We start from the raw sequence: 16108 nt of genomic DNA, 5'->3' as shown, positions 1-16108 counted from the left end.
GCGACCGGCAACGGAAGCGGCACGGCAAACCCCACCGGGAGCAAGACCAAATAGGGGCGACACGCCGGGCAACCGGCAGCGGTGTTTCCGCGTCGTCGCCCGGGTCGGTCGCGCGAGGCGTTCGGCAACGGACGTCCCAGAGGAATGGCCATCCATCGTCCCCGGCTTGCCGGGGGCGAGGACAGAACCCGGCTTACAGGCCGTCTGACCCGCATTTGTTGCCCGAATAGGGCAAATTCTCAACCTATTGTGGTTTTTAACCATCAGTGCACAATAGATATTGTGGCTAAGCTCTTCAGATTCCTCACCGAATCCCGCTTTTCGACATTGCTTCCCTGATTATCCCATGATATCCCATACTATCCCGTAAGCAGGGAACCGCAGGGGCGTGGGGCACCTGTCGTGGATTTAGGGGGACAGGGTCGTGGCCTTTCGGTCCGAAATCCTGATCAAGCTCGACAAAAAAGGCCGGGTCTTGTTGCCCGCCGCCTTCCGCGACGAGCTGCCGGCCGACGACCGCGGGGCTTTCGTCCTCTACCACTCACCCAACGTGCCGGGCGTCGTGAACGGAAACTCGCGCCTGGGCTTCGACGCCATGCTCGACCGGCTTCGCGTCGAGGCGCTGGGCCCCAAGGGCTCGCTCAAGGTGGCGCTCGACGACGAGGCCTTCGATCCCGCCGGCTATCTCTCGGCCAGTGCCCGCACCATTGCCATGGAGCCGGACGGCCGCTTCTCGATGCCGGCCGAATTCTCCCAAGCGCTCGGAGTCGACGACGGCGTCATGCTGGTCGGCAAGGGCGACAAGTTCCAGATGTGGAATCCCAAGCGCTGGCAGGCCCGCCGCGACGGCGATCGCGACAAGATGGCAGCCTTCGTGCGCGGCCTCGGTGGAGGCGACGCGTGAGCGGCGCCGGTGGCCATGTGCCCGTCCTCGCGCGCGAGGTGGTCGACGCACTTCAGCCGCGTGACGGCGGCCGCTATGTCGACGGCACCTTCGGCGCCGGCGGCTATACCGCTGCCATGCTCGATCGCGCCGACTGCCAGGTGATCGCCATCGACCGCGACCCCGACGCCATCGCCGCTGGCCAGGCAATGGCCGCGCGCTATGCGCCGCGGTTGCGCCTGATCGAAGGCCGCTTCGGCGACATGGCCGAGCTCTTGTCCGCGGAAGGCGTCGACGATGTCGATGGCGTGGCGCTCGATCTCGGCGTCTCGTCGATGCAGTTCGATCGTGCCGAACGCGGCTTCTCCTTCCGTGGTGACGGTCCCCTCGACATGCGCATGGAAAAGCGCGGCCCATCGGCGGCGGATCTGGTGAACGAGGCCGACGAGGCCGAGCTCGCCGACATCTTCTGGCGCTATGGCGAGGAGCGGCGCAGCCGCCGGGTCGCGCGCGCCATCGTCGAGGCGCGCAAGGTCAAGCGAATCGAGACGACCGGCGAACTGGCGGAGATCGTCCGCCGCGCCGTCGGTCCCTCGGCGAAGGACGAGAGCGACCCCGCGACGCGGGCCTTCCAGGCGCTGCGCATCGCAGTGAACGACGAATTGGGCGAGCTGGAGCGCGGCCTCGCCGCGGCCGACTCCGTGCTGGCGCCGGGCGGCCGCCTGGCCGTGGTGTCGTTTCATTCGCTGGAAGACCGCGCCGTCAAGGAATACGTACGCGCCCGCGCTGGCCGCACGCCCAGCCCGTCGCGCCACGCGCCGCCGCGCGCCGTCGAAGCCGAGGTTACGCTGCGCGACCTCACGCGCAAGCCGGTGCTGCCGACGGCGTCGGAAGTGGCCGCCAATCCGCGCGCCCGCTCGGCCCGCCTGCGCGTCGCCGAGAAGCTCGGCGTTCCCGGGGGGCGCGCATGATCCACCGCGGACTCGTCTTCTGGTCGATTGCCGCCGTCGCCACGGCGGTGGGCCTGTTCACCGTGAAGTACAAGGTGCAGGACCTCGAGGAGCGGATCGACCGCACCAACCACAAGATTGTGGAGAGCCAGCAGGCCACGCACATCCTGCGGGTCGAATGGGCTCACCTCAACGAGGCCGAGCGCGTCGAGAAGCTCGCCCAGAAATATCTCAAGCTCGAGCCGGCCTCGATCAAGCAGGTCATCCGGCTCGACTCGCTCAAACCCGAATCTGTCCCCCCGCGGCGCGATCCACCACTCCCTTCCCCCCCACGTACGGGCAACGACGTCCCCTCGTCGACTTTGCCCGGTGGTGGTCGCGTCGCAGCGGAGGCCGGCAGCCCCTCGCCGGCCTCCGCACCCCTTTCAGCACGTTCCACCGGACCCACGACGCCCCCTCGACCGGCCATAATCCAAGAGCCGGCTACATCGGGTCCGGTAGGCGACACCCAGGGTGTCGCAGCCTCGATCGACGAAATCCTCTCGCGAAATGATGGAGGACGCCGGTGAGGCTGTGGCGCAAGTCTGGCTCGCCCGAACCGGCCGCCGCGGCAAACGCGGCGGCCGGCGCGCGTTACGGCTCGCCGCAGGACCGCCTCAAGGGCGACGCCCAGGAGACGGCACGGCAGCGTCTTGTCATCGCCTCGGCGATCTTCGTGATTGCCTTCGTCGCCGTCGGCCTGCGGATGGGCTACGTCTCGCTGCTGCGCGACGGGGCCGAGCCGACCCAGCGTGTCGCGGCGCGCGGCGGCTCGATCCAGTCGGAGCGCGCCGACATCGTCGATCGCAACGGCGCCGTGCTCGCCACGTCGGTCCCGGTGATGTCGGCCTTCGTCAATCCGCGGCTGCTGCTCGAGCCCCAGGACGCCGCGCGCAAGATCGTCGGCGCCCTGCCGGAGCTGAAATACGACGACGTCCGGGAAAAGCTCGAGGGCGACAAGACCTTCGTCTGGATCAAGCGCGGTCTGAGCCCGCGCGAGCACAACCTCGTCAACCGTCTCGGCATTCCCGGCCTCGAATTCCAGGCCGAGGAGCGGCGCATCTACCCGCAGGGTTCGGCCGCGGCGCACATCATGGGCTATGCCAGCGTCGACAACGCCGGGCTCGCCGGCGTCGAGCGCTTCTTCGACCAGCAGCTTCAGAGCGGCGAGACCGTGCAGCTGTCGATCGATCTCCGCCTGCAGCGCATGGTCGAGCGCGAGATCGCGCGAGCCGCCCAGAAGTTCTCGGCGATCGGTGCCACCGCGATCGTCATGGACGCGACCAATGGCGAGGTCCTCGCCATGGCGTCGCTGCCGACGTTCGATCCCAACAGCACCAAAACCCTCACCAACGAGGCGCTGTTCAACCGCGCCACCCTGGGCGTCTACGAGCAGGGATCGACCTTCAAGATCTTCAATACCGCTATGGCGCTCGATACCGGCCGGGTGACGATGAGCAGCGTCTTCGACGCCTCGTCACCCATCAAGATCGACCGCTTCACGATCAACGACGACCATGCCCAGCGGCGTCCGCTGTCGGTGCCGGAAATCTTCAAGTATTCGTCCAACATCGCCTCGGCCAAGATGGCCGTCGAGATGGGGCCGGAGACCCAGCGCGCCTTCTTCGACAGGATCGGTTTCCTGAAGCCGCTGTCGACCCAGCTGCCCGAGGTGGCCAGCCCGCTCTATCCGCGGCACTGGATGAAGATCAACACCATGACCATCGCCTTCGGGCACGGCATTTCGGTGACGCCGCTGCACCTGGCGACAGGGTCGGCGGCCGTGGTGAACGGCGGCATCCTTTATCAGCCCAGCCTTGTGAAGCGGACCGCGGCGAGCGACCCGGGCCGGCGCGTGATCCAGACCAAGACGTCGCTCAGCCTGCGCCAACTCCTGCGGCTGAACGTCGTCGAGGGCACGGGCAAGAACTCGAACGTCGTGGGATATGAGGTTGGCGGCAAGACCGGTACCGCGGAGAAGCCGGCCCGCGGCGGCTACCGCCAAAAAGCCCTGATCAGTTCGTACGTTGGCATGTTTCCCATGAACGATCCGAAATTCGTCATTCTCGTCTCGCTCGACGAGCCCAAGGGGCTTCCGGAAACCGGCGGCTACGCCACGGCCGGCTGGGTGGCCGCGCCGTCGGTCAAGAACATCATCGAAGGCATCGTGTCGTTGTATGGCGTCCTGCCGGGCGACCTCAAGGAGGGTCTGCCGCCCCTCGAGATCGCCTCGACGCCGGTGCCTGCACCGGTGGTGCCGCCGCAGTTCGTGCCGGCGAATGCGCGTCATCGCGGCTCCGAGCAACGCAAAGCCTTGCCGGCGCGGCCCGGCACGGCGCAGACCGCAGCGGCACCCGCAGCGGGAGTGCGTCGCGTTGCGGCTGAGTGAGCTCATGCGCCGCAGCGCACATGACACCGCGTCCCTTCCCGCGCTGCCGCGCGATCCCGTTCTCGCCGGCCTGACCCTCGATTCGCGAAAGGTCCGGCCGGGCTATCTGTTCGCGGCATTGCCCGGCGCGAAACACGATGGTGCTGCTTTCGTTGCCGATGCGGTGGGCCGCGGCGCCACGACCATCCTCGCGGCTTCCGACGCGCCGTTGCCGGCGCTCGATCCCGGCATCGTCGTCGTCCGCGATGCCAATCCGCGCCGCCGTGTGGCGTTGATGGCGGCAGCGTTCGCCGGCCTCCAGCCTGCCACCATCGTCGCCGTCACCGGCACCAACGGCAAGTCTTCTACCGTCCATTTCGTGCGCCAGATCTGGGAGGCGCTCGGCTTCAAGGCCGCGAGCGTCGGCACGCTCGGCATCGTCTCGCCGGGGCTGACGCGCGAGGCCGGCCTCACGACTCCCGATCCGGTCCAGCTCCACGAGGATCTGGCGACGCTCGCCCGCGAGGGTGTCGCCCATCTGGCGATCGAGGCGTCGAGCCACGGCCTCGATCAGCATCGCCTCGACGGCGTCCGGCTCGCGGCGGCGGCCTTCACCAATCTCACGCACGAGCACCTCGACTACCATTCGTCGATGGATGCCTACTTCGCGGCCAAAGCACGGCTGTTCGACAGCCTGTTGCCGGATGGCGGTACAGCTATCGTCAATGCCGACAGCGACCGTGCCGAGGCGTTGGCCGCGATCTGCCGACGTCGCGGCATTCGCTTCTGGACCTACGGCGCCAGGGGACGAGAAATCCGCCTGGTCCGCGACGATCCGACCTCGACCGGCCAGCGTCTTGCGATCGAGGTTCTGGGCGCGCGCCATGAAATCGACCTGCCGCTGGTCGGCGGCTTCCAGGCCTCCAATGCGCTTGCGGCGCTCGGCCTCGTCGTGGCGACCGGTGGCGATCCCGCCCGGGCCGCGGCGGCGCTGGCGAAGCTCACCGGGGCACCCGGCCGCCTGCAGCTCGTCGCGCGCCATCGCTCCGGCGCGCCGATCTATGTCGATTACGCCCACAAGCCCGAGGCGCTGGAGACCGTGTTGCGCACGCTTCGCCCGTTCGCGCGCGGCAAGCTGGTCGTGGTGTTCGGCTGCGGCGGCGATCGCGATCGCGCCAAGCGGCCGGTCATGGGCGAGATCGCGACCCGGCTTGCCGACCTCGCGATCGTCACCGACGATAATCCGCGCAGCGAGGAGCCCGCGGCGATTCGCGCCGAGATCCTGCGCGGCATCGCAGCCGATCGCAGGAATTGGATCGAGGCCGCCGACGGACGTCACGCTGCCATCGAAGCGGGCATGGCCGCCCTCGGCAGCGCCGACGATCTGTTGCTGATCGCCGGCAAGGGCCACGAGACGGGACAGACCATCAAGGGCGTCACTCACCATTTCGACGATGCGGAGGTTGCCCGCGAGCTGGCGGGCGTTTCCGGGCCTGGGAAGGCGTTGACATGACCGCCCTCTGGACCTCCGATGAAGTGAGCAAGGCGTTGTCGCCGATCGTGGCCGTCGCACCCTTCGAGGCGGACGGCGTGACGTTCGACAGCCGCGCCGTCGGCAAGGGCGACCTCTTCTTTGCCCTCGGTGGCGAGACCACTGACGGTCACGGCTTCGTGGCCGATGCGCTCGCGCGCGGTGCCGCCGCAGCCGTCGTCTCGCGCGACGTCGAGGGTGCGCGCGGCACGTTGATCCGCGTGCCCGACACCATGAAGGCACTGGTCGACCTCGGTCGCGCCGGCCGCCGCCGCAGCAAGGCACGCATCGCCAGCGTCACCGGCTCGGTCGGCAAGACCAGCACCAAGGACGCCTTGCGCGCGATGCTGTCGGCCCAGGCGCCGACCTCGGCCAGCGTGGCGAGCTACAACAATCACGTCGGCGTTCCGATCAGCCTGGCGCGCCTGCCGCGCGAGGCGCGCTACGGCGTCTTCGAGATCGGCATGAACCATCCCGGCGAGATCGAACCGCTCGCCCGCCAGGTCGAGGCGCATGTCGGCGTCGTGACCAATGTGGGGCCTGCTCATATCGGTCACATGGGCAGCGAGGAGGCGATCGCCGACGAGAAGGGCTGCCTGTTTGCCGGCATGGCTGAAGGTGCAGTGGCCGTGCTCAATTGCGACAATCGGCACTATGCGCGACTGGTCGAGAAAGCCCGTCAATTTGGCGTTTCGCGCATCGTTGGCTTCGGTCGCAGCGACATTGCCGCCGCGCGGCTTGTCTCGTGTGACCTGCAGGATTCGGGCAGCGACGTTGCCGCCTTGATCCATGGGCGTCGGATCGAGTATCGGCTAGGCGCGGCAGGCGAGCATTGGGTGCTGAACAGTGTGGCGGCGCTCGCCGTCGCTGAGGCGCTCGGCGCGGATGTCACCAAGGCTGCGGCGACACTGGCCGAGCTGAAGGCGTCGCCCGGCCGCGGCGCGCGTCGCCAGCTGCAGTTCGGCACGGGCACGATCGAGCTGCTCGACGAGAGCTACAACGGCAATCCGGTATCGGTGCGGGCCATGCTGGCCGTGCTGGCGCGGACCGAGCCGAAGGCGGGCGGGCGGCGGATGCTGGCGCTGGGCGACATGCGAGAGTTGGGCGAGCAGGCCGATGTGCTGCACGCCGGTCTTGCCGACGCTGTGGCGTCGAGTGGCGCCGCGCAGGTGTTCCTGTGTGGGCCGCACATGCAGGCGCTCTGGCAGAAGCTGGCGCCGGCGCAGCGTGGCGCGCACAGGCCGGATTCGGTCGCGCTGGCAGGAGAATTCGCAGCGGCGCTCCACGCCGGCGATGTGGTCGCGGTGAAGGGTTCGCTGGGGTCGAAAATGAAGATCGTCGTAGACGCCATCGTGGCGGCAAGCGGCGGCGAGGTGGGACGCTAGGGATGTTCTATAACCTTCTCTATCCGCTGGCGGACGTCTTCAGTCCGTTCAATCTGTTCCGCTACCTGACGTTCCGGTCGATCGGCGCGTTCCTGACCGCGCTGGTGCTGAGTTTCCTGATCGGCGGCGTCCTGATCCGCTGGCTGCGCAGCAAGCAGCAGCAGGGTCAGCCGATCCGCGACGACGGGCCCGCCAGCCACCTCATGACCAAGAAGGGCACGCCGACGATGGGCGGCCTCCTGATCCTGATCACGCTCGCCGTCGCCACGCTGCTGTGGGCCGACCTCACCAACCGATACGTCTGGATCGTGCTCGGCGTCACCTTGGCGTTCGGCGCGATCGGCCTGTGGGACGATTTCCTCAAGGTGACGAAGCGCAATTCCAAGGGTGTACCGGGCAAGGTAAAGCTCGCCCTGTCGATCGTGGTTGCCGCCATTGCCACTTACCTCATCGCGCAACTCTCGCCGACACCGCTCCGGTACATGCTGGCGTTTCCGTTCCTGAAGGACGTGCTGCTGCCCCTGGGTATCGTAGGCTTTGTGGCCTTCGGTGGTCTCGTGATGGTCGGAGCCTCCAATGCGGTCAACCTGACCGATGGGCTCGACGGTCTGGCGATCGGCCCGGTTATCATGGCGTCGGCGGTGTTCGGCCTGATCACCTATGTGGTCGGCAACATCATCCTCACAAACTATCTCTATCTTCATCATGTCCCGCGTTCGGGCGAACTGGCGGTGCTGCTGGCGGCGCTGATTGGCGCCGGGCTCGGCTTCCTCTGGTTCAACGCACCGCCTGCAATGGTGTTCATGGGCGATACGGGGTCGCTCGCCATCGGTGGCGCGCTGGGCGCCGTGGCCGTCGTCACCAAGCACGAGATCGTGCTGGCGATCGTGGGCGGACTGTTCGTCCTCGAGACCGTCTCGGTGATCGTCCAGGTCCTGTCCTACAAATGGACGGGGCGCCGCGTCTTTCGCATGGCGCCGCTGCATCATCATTTCGAGCAGAAGGGGTGGGCTGAGCCCACCATCGTCTTCCGCTTCTGGATCATCGCCGCCATCCTGGCGATGGCCGGCCTCGCCACGCTGAAGCTGAGGTGATCGGATGATCGATCTCGCCGTCCTCAAGGGCTCGTCCTTCGTCGTGCTGGGGCTCGCGCGCTCCGGCCTGGCGACGGCGCGGGCGCTGACGGCGGCGGGCGTGGGCTGTGTCGCCTGGGACGACAACGCAGCGTCGCGCGCGGCCGCGGCGGCGGCCGGTGTGTCCGTGACGGATCCGGCATCGATCGACTGGCCGCGCACGGCGGCCCTGATCATCAGCCCGGGAATCCCGAGCCACCTGCCCGCACCGCATCCCGTGGCGGCGGCAGCGCGGGCGGCGGGCAAGAAGATCATCTGCGACGTCGAGCTGCTGGCCCGCGCCGCGCCCAAGGCGTGCTTCGTGGCCATCACCGGGACCAATGGCAAGTCGACGACCACGGCGCTGATCGGCCACATCCTGGCCCAGGCCGGCGTTCGTTGCGAAGTCGGCGGCAACATCGGCCGTGGCGCCCTCGACCTTGCGCCGCTGGGCGAGGGCGACGTCTATGTCCTCGAGCTCTCGTCGTATCAGCTCGAGCTGCTCGAAACCTTCCGCGCCAATGTCGCGGTTTGGCTGAACGTCACGCCCGACCATATCGACCGCCACGGCGACATGGCGGGCTATGTCGCGGCAAAGGAGAACATCTTCGCCCGCCAGAAAGTCGGCGACTGCGCGGTGATCGGCATCGACGACGAACCGTCGCGCGCAGTCCATGGCAGGATATCGTCGCGGCCGGGCATTGCTGCCGTACCGGTGGCATTCGACCGCCCGGTCGCCGGCGGTGTGTCGTTCCGCGCCGGCCGCCTGATCGACGCTGATGGTTATGCGGTCGACTTCTCCGATGTGCCGACCCTGCCGGGTGACCACAACGCGCAGAACGCGGCCTGCGCCTGGGCCGCCTGTCGCTGGCTCGACGTGCCGCGCGAGAAGATCGTCGAGGGCCTGCGCAGCTATCCCGGCCTGCCGCACCGCCAGGAGCGGGTCGCCGCCGTCGGCAATGTCGTCTACGTCAACGACAGCAAGGCGACCAACGCCGACGCCACGGCGCGGGCGCTCTCGAGCTATCGCGACATCTACTGGATCCTCGGCGGTCAGGCGAAGGAGGGTGGCGTGGCGCCGCTCGCCGCCTACTTCGACCGCATCCGCCATGCCTTCCTGATCGGTGAGGCGACCGACCTGTTTGCCGGCCAGCTCGAGGGCAAGCTGCCCTACAGCCGCTGCGGCGACCTGCAGTCGGCGCTCGATGCTGCGCACGTGCGCGCGCAACGTGAGGTTCCGGGACTTGGGGGAGGGCCGGCCGTGGTCCTGCTCTCGCCGGCCTGCGCGTCGTGGGACCAGTGGAAGAGTTACGAGCATCGCGGTGATGCGTTTCGCGCCATGGCGCGGGCGCTGCCGGGTGCCCAGCGTTTGGGGAAAGCGGCATGATCCAGGTTCCACGCGACGACCGCAGTGTCATCGGTCAATGGTGGTGGACCGTCGACCGCTGGTCGCTGGGCGCGATCCTGGCGATCATGGCCTTCGGCGTGCTGTTGACCCTCGCGGCGTCGCCGCCGGCGGCCGAGCGCATCGGTGCCGACTCCTTCATGTTCGCCAAGCGCCAGTTCATCTTCCTGCCGATGGCGCTCCTGGTGATGCTGGCGATTTCGCTGGCCTCGCCGCGCCACGTCCGGCGGCTCGCCCTGCTTGTATTCTGCGGCAGCGTGGTGCTGCTGGCCGCCACCTTCGTCATCGGCGTCGAGATCAAGGGCGCCCGGCGATGGATCTCCGTGCCCGGCCTCTCCAGCCTGCAACCCTCGGAATTCGCCAAGCCCAGCCTCGCGGTGATCTCGGCCTGGCTGCTGGCGCAGAGCCGCACCGAACGCCGGGCACCGGGCTACTTCCTCTCGACCCTGCTGGTGGGCGCGGTTCTCGCGCTGCTGATCCTGCAGCCCGACCTCGGCATGAGCATCGTCGTGGCCGCGGTATGGGGTGCGCAGCTTTTCGTCGTCGGCCTGCCGATGTGGATCGCCGGCTTCGGTGCGGTCGCCGCCGGCGGTGCCCTGGTCGGCAGTTACTTCATGTTCAGTCACGTCCGCAGCCGTTTCGACCGCTTCCTCGACCCATCGTCGGGCGACAACTACCAGGTCAACACCTCGCTCGAGGCCTTCATGAACGGCTCGCTGTTCGGGCGCGGCCCGGGCGAAGGCACGGTCAAGGCTCAGCTTCCGGATGCCCATACCGATTTCGTGATGGCCGTCGCCGGCGAGGAATTCGGCCTCGTCGTTTGCCTGCTGATCCTGGGCCTGTTCGCCTTCGTGACGCTGCGCTCGATGTCGCGCGCGTCGAAGGAGACCAGCCTGTTCATCACGCTGGCGGCCACCGGGCTTGCCGTGCAGTTCGGCCTGCAGGCCGCCATCAACATGGCCTCGACCATCCAGCTCATTCCCGCCAAGGGCATGACGCTGCCGTTCATCTCCTATGGCGGCTCCTCGGCGTTGGCCATGGCGATCTGTCTCGGCATGTTGCTGTCGCTGACGCGCGAACATGCCGGCCTCAGGGAGGCGGTGTGATGGCCGAGGCCCACATACCCCTGGGTCCCGTGGTGCTGGCGACCGGCGGCACCGGCGGCCACGTGTTCCCGGCCGAGGCGCTGGCCGGCGAACTCGAGGCGCGCGGCCTGCCGTTTGCTTTGGTGACCGATTCGCGCGGCCGTCAATGGCAGGGGGCGCTGTCGCGGCGGCCGATCCACTACATCCATTCCGCGAGCCCCACTGGCTCGCTGCGCCGACGTCTGGCGGCGCTTTTTGCGCTCGGCCTCGGTCTGTTCGACGCCTGGCGCGCACTGGGCCGCATCGGTCCGTCCGCCGTCGTGGGTTTCGGTGGCTATGCCTCGGTGCCGACCTTGATCGCGGCCCGACTGCGCAGGTTGCCGGCGATGCTTCATGAGCAGAACGCGGTCCTCGGCAAGGCAAACCGCCTCGTCCTGGGAGGTGCCGCGCGCGTGGCGACGTCCTTCGCCCGGACACAATATCTTGCGGACGACGATCGGCGCGCCTGCCTCGTCGGCAATCCGGTGCGTGAGCCGGTGCGTGCGCTGCGCAGCTCGCCCTACCGCGCGCCGGCTGAGGGCCGCGTCATCGACCTCCTCGTATTTGGCGGCAGCCAGGGCGCCGCGTCGTTCAGCCAGGTCGTTCCCGAGGCGATTCTGTCGTTGCCTGCGGCGTTGCGCGCGCGCGTCCGCCTGGTGCAGCAGTGTCGGCCGGAAGATATCGAGCGCGTGCGCGCACGCTATGCCGCAGCCGGCGTCGTGGCCGAGCTGGCACCTTTTTTCGCCGACCTGCCGGCCCGGTTGGCCGCCGCACACCTCGTGATCGGCCGCTCCGGTGCCTCGACCGTGGCCGAGCTGGCGACCATCGGCCGGCCATCCATCCTGATTCCCTATCCCCACGCGGCCGACGATCACCAGAGCGCGAACGCGCGCGCATTCGAGGCAACCGGCGCCTGTATCGTCATGCCCCATGTCTCGTTCACCGAGGCCGCGCTTGCGTCCCAGCTGACCGCGTTGTTCGAGTCGCCGCAGCGCCTGGCGGCGATGGCCGCCGCCGCTCACGCCGCGGGGCGACCCGACGCGACGGCGCGTCTTGCCGACCTGGTCATCGAGATGACCGGATTCTCTCTTTCCCCGTCAGGAGTCGCCGCATGAGGGCGCTGCCGCTGGATATCGGTCTCATCCACTTCGTCGGTATCGGCGGCATCGGCATGTCCGGCATCGCCGAGGTCCTGCACAACCTCGGCTACCGGGTGCAGGGCAGCGACATTTCCGAGAGCGCGAACACGCGGCGGCTGAACGAACTCGGTATCAAAGTGGCGATCGGCCACCGTGCCGACAACATCTCGAGCGCCCAGGTCGTCGTCGTCTCGAGCGCGGTCAAGAAGGACAATCCCGAGGTTCTGGCGGCGCGTGCGCGTCTCCTGCCGGTCGTGCGGCGTGCCGAGATGCTGGGCGAGCTGATGCGCCTCAAATGGTCGATCGCCGTTGGCGGCACCCACGGCAAGACCACGACGACGTCGCTGGTGGCTGCCATGCTCGATACCGGCGGACTGGATCCCACGGTGATCAACGGCGGCATCATCAACGCCTACGGCACCAACGCGAGGCTGGGCGCCGGTGACTGGATGGTCGTCGAGTCGGACGAGTCGGACGGCTCGTTCCTGCGCCTGCCGGCCACCATCGCGGTCGTGACCAATGTCGATCCCGAGCATCTGGATCACTACGGCACCTTCGACGCGCTGCGCGAGGCGTTCGTACGTTTCGTCGAGAACATCCCGTTCTACGGCTTTGCCGTGCTGTGCTCCGACCATCCCGAGGTCCAGGCGCTGATCCCGCGCGTCGCCGACCGGCGCATCATCACCTACGGCATCGGCGCCAACGCCGACGTGCGGGCGATCAATCTGAAGCTCGACCGCAGCGGCGCCGATTTCGATGTCACGATCGAGCACCGCACCACCAACGAATCGCGGACCATCAGCGGCCTGCGCCTGCCGATGTTCGGCCAGCACAACGTCCAGAACGCCCTTGCCGCGATCGCGGTGGCGCAGGAGATGGGCCTGTCGGACGACACCATCCGCCGCGCGCTGAGCACCTTCGCCGGCGTCAAGCGGCGCTTCACCAAGACCGGCGAGGCGCATGGCATCACCATCATCGACGACTATGGCCATCACCCTGTTGAGATTGCCGCCGTCCTGCGCGCGGCCCGCCAGGCCTATGGCGGATCCGGCCGGGTCATCGCCGTCATGCAGCCGCACCGCTATTCGCGGCTCGCCTCACTCAAGGCCGAATTCGCCTCCTGCTTCACCGATGCCGACGCGGTGATCATCGCCGACGTCTACGCCGCAGGCGAAGCACCGATCGAGGGCGTCAACCGCGACATGCTGGTCAGCCTGGTAAGCCGCGCCGGACACCGCGACGTCACGCCGCTCGGTGCGCCGGGCGATCTGCCGACTTTGATCTGGCAGGCGGCGCGGCCCGGCGACGTCGTGGTCTGCCTGGGCGCCGGCAACATCACCGCCTGGGCGCATGCCTTGCCCGGCCAGATCCAGCAACTCGCCGCCGAGCAGGCCGGCCCGCGCGCCATCGCCAACGCCAATGACCCAGGCTCGGCGGCATGATGGCGCTCGCAACCACCCACCCCCACCTGATCGACCGGCTGCCGAAGCCGCGCGGCCGGCTCGTGGCCGACGCGCCGCTCGGTCCGCAGACCTGGTTCCGTACCGGCGGCCCGGCGGAGGTGCTGTTCCGTCCGGCCGATGTCGAGGATCTGGCGTCGTTTCTGGCAGCACTTCCGGCCGACGTCGCGGTCACAGTGCTGGGCGTCGGTTCGAACCTTCTGGTGCGCGACGGTGGCGTGAAGGGCGTGGTGATCCGGCTGATGCGCGGCTTTACCGGCATTGCTGTCGAAGGCCATGAGCTGGTGAGCGGGGCCGGCGCGCTCGATCTCAACGTCGCTTTGACCGCGCGCGACCATGCCCTGGCCGGGCTCGAATTCCTGAGCGGCATTCCCGGAACGATCGGTGGCGCCGTCGCCATGAACGGTGGCGCCTATGGCGGTGAACTTTCGCACGTTCTGGTCTCGGCCGAGGCGGTCGACCGCAGCGGCACCGTCCATCGTGTCGGCGCCGCCGACCTGGGCTTCAGCTATCGTCACAGCACGGCGCCGGCCGACTGGATCTTCACGTCGGCGCGGTTGCGCGCTACGCCGGGTGACCAGCTTGCGATTGCGCGGCGCATCGCCGAGATCGACGCTGCCCGTACCGAATCCCAGCCGCGCAGCCGCACCGGTGGCTCGACCTTCGTCAATCCCGAAGGCCACAAGGCATGGGAACTGATCGACGCAGCCGGCTGTCGCGGCCTGCGCGTCGGCGAGGCGCAAGTCTCGGAAAAGCACTGCAACTTCCTGATCAATCTCGGCACGGCGACGGCGGCCGACATCGAGGCGCTGGGCGAGGAGGTGCGCCGGCGCGTCCTCGCGCACAGCGGCGTGCAGTTGGAATGGGAGATCAGGCGCATCGGGGTGCCCGCATGAAAAGGACGGTCGCTGTCCTGATGGGCGGCTGGTCGCCCGAGCGCGAGGTCTCGCTGGTGAGTGGCAAGGCTTGCGCCGAGGGACTGCGCGAAGGTGGCCACAAGGTCATCGAATACGACGTGAAGCGCGACCTGCGCGCATTGGTCGAATTCCTGCGGCCGGCTGCAGGGGGCGGTCCTGACGTCGTCTTCAACGCCCTACATGGCCGCTATGGCGAGGATGGCTGCGTCCAGGGCGTGCTCGAGATCATGGCCGTGCCCTATACCCATTCGGGTGTGCTGGCCTCGGCAATTGCCATGGACAAGCCGATGGCGCGCCACGTCTTCACGTCGCTCGGCCTGCGCGTCGCGGATGGCAAGGTGATCGAGCGCAGGGCGCTCGCCGCAGGCGATCCGATGCCGCGGCCCTATGTCGTGAAGCCGATCGACCAAGGTTCCAGCGTCGGCGTTCACATCGTGCGCGACGGCGATAATCTTGCTGCCGTCGAGGCCGCTGAAGCCACCTTCGGTGAGCGCGTGCTGATCGAGAAGTTCGTGCCCGGCCGCGAACTCACGGTGGCGGTGATGGGCGATCGCGCCGTGGCCGTGACGGAACTGCGCCCGCGGACGCGCTTTTACGACTACGAGGCCAAGTACACTGACGGCATCACCGAGCATCTCGTGCCGGCGCCGGTGCCGGCCGAGATCTACGATCTCGCCAAGGAATGGGCGCTCATGGCGCATCAGGCGCTCGGCTGCGACGGCCTCACCCGCACCGACCTGCGCTGGGACGATTCGCAGCCGGGAACCTCCGGCCTGGTTGTCCTCGAACTCAATACCCAGCCCGGCATGACGCCGCTGTCGCTGGCGCCGGAGCAGGCGAAGTGGGCCGGCATCTCGTGGTCCGACCTCATGACCTGGATGGTCGATCATGCGAGGCACCCGTCGTGAGTGCCGCGCCGAAGAAAGCGACAGCCAATGCGGCGGCCCCCCGGCGCGACTACGACCGCCGCAAGAAGCGCGGCCCCATCCGCCGGACCGGCCGGCCGCTGTGGCGGCAGCCCATGCTGCTCGGCCTCGCCGTGCTGCTCCTGGGCGGCGGTGCCGGCGGCGGCTGGTGGGCGTGGCGCGAGGGCTGGCTGGTCGAGGTCCAGAACCGGATCGATGCGGCTTCGCGCAGCATCGTCGGCGCCATCACGCCCTTCAAGCTTGCCGATGTTACCGTCGAGGGCCGCGACTATGTCGAGCGCAGCGCCATCCTGGCGGCGCTCAACGTCAAGCCGGGCGATTCGCTGCTGGGCGTCGATCTCCAGGCATCCCGTCAGCGCCTCGAGGCTATCGACTGGGTGGCCGGCGCCACTGTCGAACGGCGCCTCCCGGACACGCTGTATGTGACGCTGCGGGAACGCCGCGCCGTCGCCCTGTGGCAGAACGGCCAGGAATACACGTTGATCGACAGGAACGGCCGGACCGTGCGCGCCAGCCGCATGCCGCCTGGCGCCGAGTCGCTGCTGTTGCTGGGCGGAGCGGGCGCTCCCGAGCATGTCGGCGAACTGCTGCTGCTGCTTGCCTACGAGCCGGCACTCACCCGCCAGCTGCGCGCCGCCGTCTGGGTCGGCCAGCGGCGCTGGAACTTGGTGCTGAACAACGGCGTGGAGATCTGGCTGCCCGAGGAGGACGCGGTCGCCGCCCTCCAGCAGCTGGCCAAGCTCGAGGAGCGGCACAAGCTGCTGTCGCGCGAGTACGGCGTCGTCGATCTCAGGCTGCCGGACAAGCTCTATCTCAGGAAGCGTGGTCCGGGCGATGCGTCATCCGGGCCGGTGTGACGTCCAATGAAA

General features: G+C 68.3%; 14 protein-coding genes and 1 other RNA gene. All 15 read left to right on the top strand.

Features of this window, described 5'->3' with window-relative positions:
- Positions 1 to 212, top strand: an RNA gene (gene rnpB, locus EPO55_RS03910) — RNase P RNA component class A; the annotation flags it as partial.
- A gap of 212 nt (positions 213 to 424) precedes the next feature.
- Positions 425 to 904: a hypothetical protein gene (locus EPO55_RS03905; protein ID WP_296335120.1), complete on the top strand. Its 480-nt coding sequence runs from the start codon at positions 425 to 427 to the stop codon at positions 902 to 904.
- Complete coding sequence (gene rsmH / locus EPO55_RS03900; RefSeq protein ID WP_363718483.1) at positions 901 to 1854, top strand: 16S rRNA (cytosine(1402)-N(4))-methyltransferase RsmH; 954 nt, start codon at positions 901 to 903, stop codon at positions 1852 to 1854. Before EPO55_RS03905 ends, rsmH begins: the two co-directional genes overlap by 4 nt.
- Positions 1851 to 2402 carry a cell division protein FtsL gene (gene ftsL / locus EPO55_RS03895; RefSeq protein WP_296335119.1) on the top strand — a complete coding sequence of 184 codons (552 nt, stop codon included), beginning with the start codon at positions 1851 to 1853 and terminating at the stop codon, positions 2400 to 2402. The genes rsmH and ftsL overlap by 4 nt, the downstream gene beginning before the upstream one ends.
- Entirely contained in the window at positions 2399 to 4261 is a 1863-nt protein-coding gene (locus EPO55_RS03890) for a penicillin-binding protein 2 (RefSeq protein ID WP_296335118.1), read from the top strand. The genes ftsL and EPO55_RS03890 overlap by 4 nt, the downstream gene beginning before the upstream one ends.
- A 4-nt stretch (positions 4262 to 4265) precedes the next feature.
- Positions 4266 to 5753, top strand: coding sequence for a UDP-N-acetylmuramoyl-L-alanyl-D-glutamate--2,6-diaminopimelate ligase (locus EPO55_RS03885; protein WP_296335117.1), 1488 nt, complete (start codon positions 4266 to 4268; stop codon positions 5751 to 5753).
- Positions 5750 to 7156, top strand: a complete 1407-nt coding sequence (gene murF / locus EPO55_RS03880; RefSeq protein ID WP_296335116.1) for a UDP-N-acetylmuramoyl-tripeptide--D-alanyl-D-alanine ligase — start codon at positions 5750 to 5752, stop codon at positions 7154 to 7156. The genes EPO55_RS03885 and murF overlap by 4 nt, the downstream gene beginning before the upstream one ends.
- A gap of 2 nt (positions 7157 to 7158) precedes the next feature.
- Positions 7159 to 8250: a phospho-N-acetylmuramoyl-pentapeptide-transferase gene (mraY, locus tag EPO55_RS03875; protein ID WP_296335115.1), complete on the top strand. Its 1092-nt coding sequence runs from the start codon at positions 7159 to 7161 to the stop codon at positions 8248 to 8250.
- 4 nt (positions 8251 to 8254) lie between these two features.
- Positions 8255 to 9655, top strand: a complete 1401-nt coding sequence (gene murD / locus EPO55_RS03870) for a UDP-N-acetylmuramoyl-L-alanine--D-glutamate ligase (protein ID WP_296335114.1) — start codon at positions 8255 to 8257, stop codon at positions 9653 to 9655.
- Positions 9652 to 10779 (top strand): putative peptidoglycan glycosyltransferase FtsW, encoded by a 1128-nt coding sequence (locus EPO55_RS03865; RefSeq protein ID WP_296335113.1) that lies wholly within the window; start codon positions 9652 to 9654, stop codon positions 10777 to 10779. The genes murD and EPO55_RS03865 overlap by 4 nt, the downstream gene beginning before the upstream one ends.
- On the top strand, positions 10779 to 11912 hold the full coding sequence (gene murG / locus EPO55_RS03860) for an undecaprenyldiphospho-muramoylpentapeptide beta-N-acetylglucosaminyltransferase (RefSeq protein WP_296335112.1): 1134 nt from the start codon (positions 10779 to 10781) through the stop codon (positions 11910 to 11912). The genes EPO55_RS03865 and murG overlap by 1 nt, the downstream gene beginning before the upstream one ends.
- Positions 11909 to 13378 (top strand): UDP-N-acetylmuramate--L-alanine ligase, encoded by a 1470-nt coding sequence (murC, locus tag EPO55_RS03855; RefSeq protein WP_296335110.1) that lies wholly within the window; start codon positions 11909 to 11911, stop codon positions 13376 to 13378. The genes murG and murC overlap by 4 nt, the downstream gene beginning before the upstream one ends.
- Positions 13378 to 14292, top strand: a complete 915-nt coding sequence (gene murB / locus EPO55_RS03850; RefSeq protein WP_296335121.1) for a UDP-N-acetylmuramate dehydrogenase — start codon at positions 13378 to 13380, stop codon at positions 14290 to 14292. The genes murC and murB overlap by 1 nt, the downstream gene beginning before the upstream one ends.
- Complete coding sequence (locus EPO55_RS03845; RefSeq protein WP_296335108.1) at positions 14289 to 15221, top strand: D-alanine--D-alanine ligase; 933 nt, start codon at positions 14289 to 14291, stop codon at positions 15219 to 15221. The genes murB and EPO55_RS03845 overlap by 4 nt, the downstream gene beginning before the upstream one ends.
- On the top strand, positions 15218 to 16096 hold the full coding sequence (locus EPO55_RS03840) for a cell division protein FtsQ/DivIB (protein ID WP_296335107.1): 879 nt from the start codon (positions 15218 to 15220) through the stop codon (positions 16094 to 16096). The genes EPO55_RS03845 and EPO55_RS03840 overlap by 4 nt, the downstream gene beginning before the upstream one ends.
- The last annotated feature ends 12 nt before the right edge of the window (positions 16097 to 16108 follow it).

Origin of the sequence: Reyranella sp. (assembly GCF_004296935.1) — a bacterium.
Classification (GTDB): Bacteria; Pseudomonadota; Alphaproteobacteria; order Reyranellales; family Reyranellaceae; genus Reyranella.
The sequence above is the reverse complement of the archived record's forward strand: the minus strand, read 5'-3'. Positions and strand labels throughout refer to the sequence as shown.

Coding starts and splice junctions, on each gene's coding strand:
- ftsL (WP_296335119.1), top strand. CDS start 1,851: ATGATCCACCGCGGACTCGTCTTCTGGTCGATTGCCGCCGTCGCCACG.
- EPO55_RS03885 (WP_296335117.1), top strand. CDS start 4,266: ATGCGCCGCAGCGCACATGACACCGCGTCCCTTCCCGCGCTGCCGCGC.
- murF (WP_296335116.1), top strand. CDS start 5,750: ATGACCGCCCTCTGGACCTCCGATGAAGTGAGCAAGGCGTTGTCGCCG.
- mraY (WP_296335115.1), top strand. CDS start 7,159: ATGTTCTATAACCTTCTCTATCCGCTGGCGGACGTCTTCAGTCCGTTC.
- murD (WP_296335114.1), top strand. CDS start 8,255: ATGATCGATCTCGCCGTCCTCAAGGGCTCGTCCTTCGTCGTGCTGGGG.
- EPO55_RS03865 (WP_296335113.1), top strand. CDS start 9,652: ATGATCCAGGTTCCACGCGACGACCGCAGTGTCATCGGTCAATGGTGG.
- murG (WP_296335112.1), top strand. CDS start 10,779: ATGGCCGAGGCCCACATACCCCTGGGTCCCGTGGTGCTGGCGACCGGC.
- murC (WP_296335110.1), top strand. CDS start 11,909: ATGAGGGCGCTGCCGCTGGATATCGGTCTCATCCACTTCGTCGGTATC.
- murB (WP_296335121.1), top strand. CDS start 13,378: ATGGCGCTCGCAACCACCCACCCCCACCTGATCGACCGGCTGCCGAAG.
- EPO55_RS03845 (WP_296335108.1), top strand. CDS start 14,289: ATGAAAAGGACGGTCGCTGTCCTGATGGGCGGCTGGTCGCCCGAGCGC.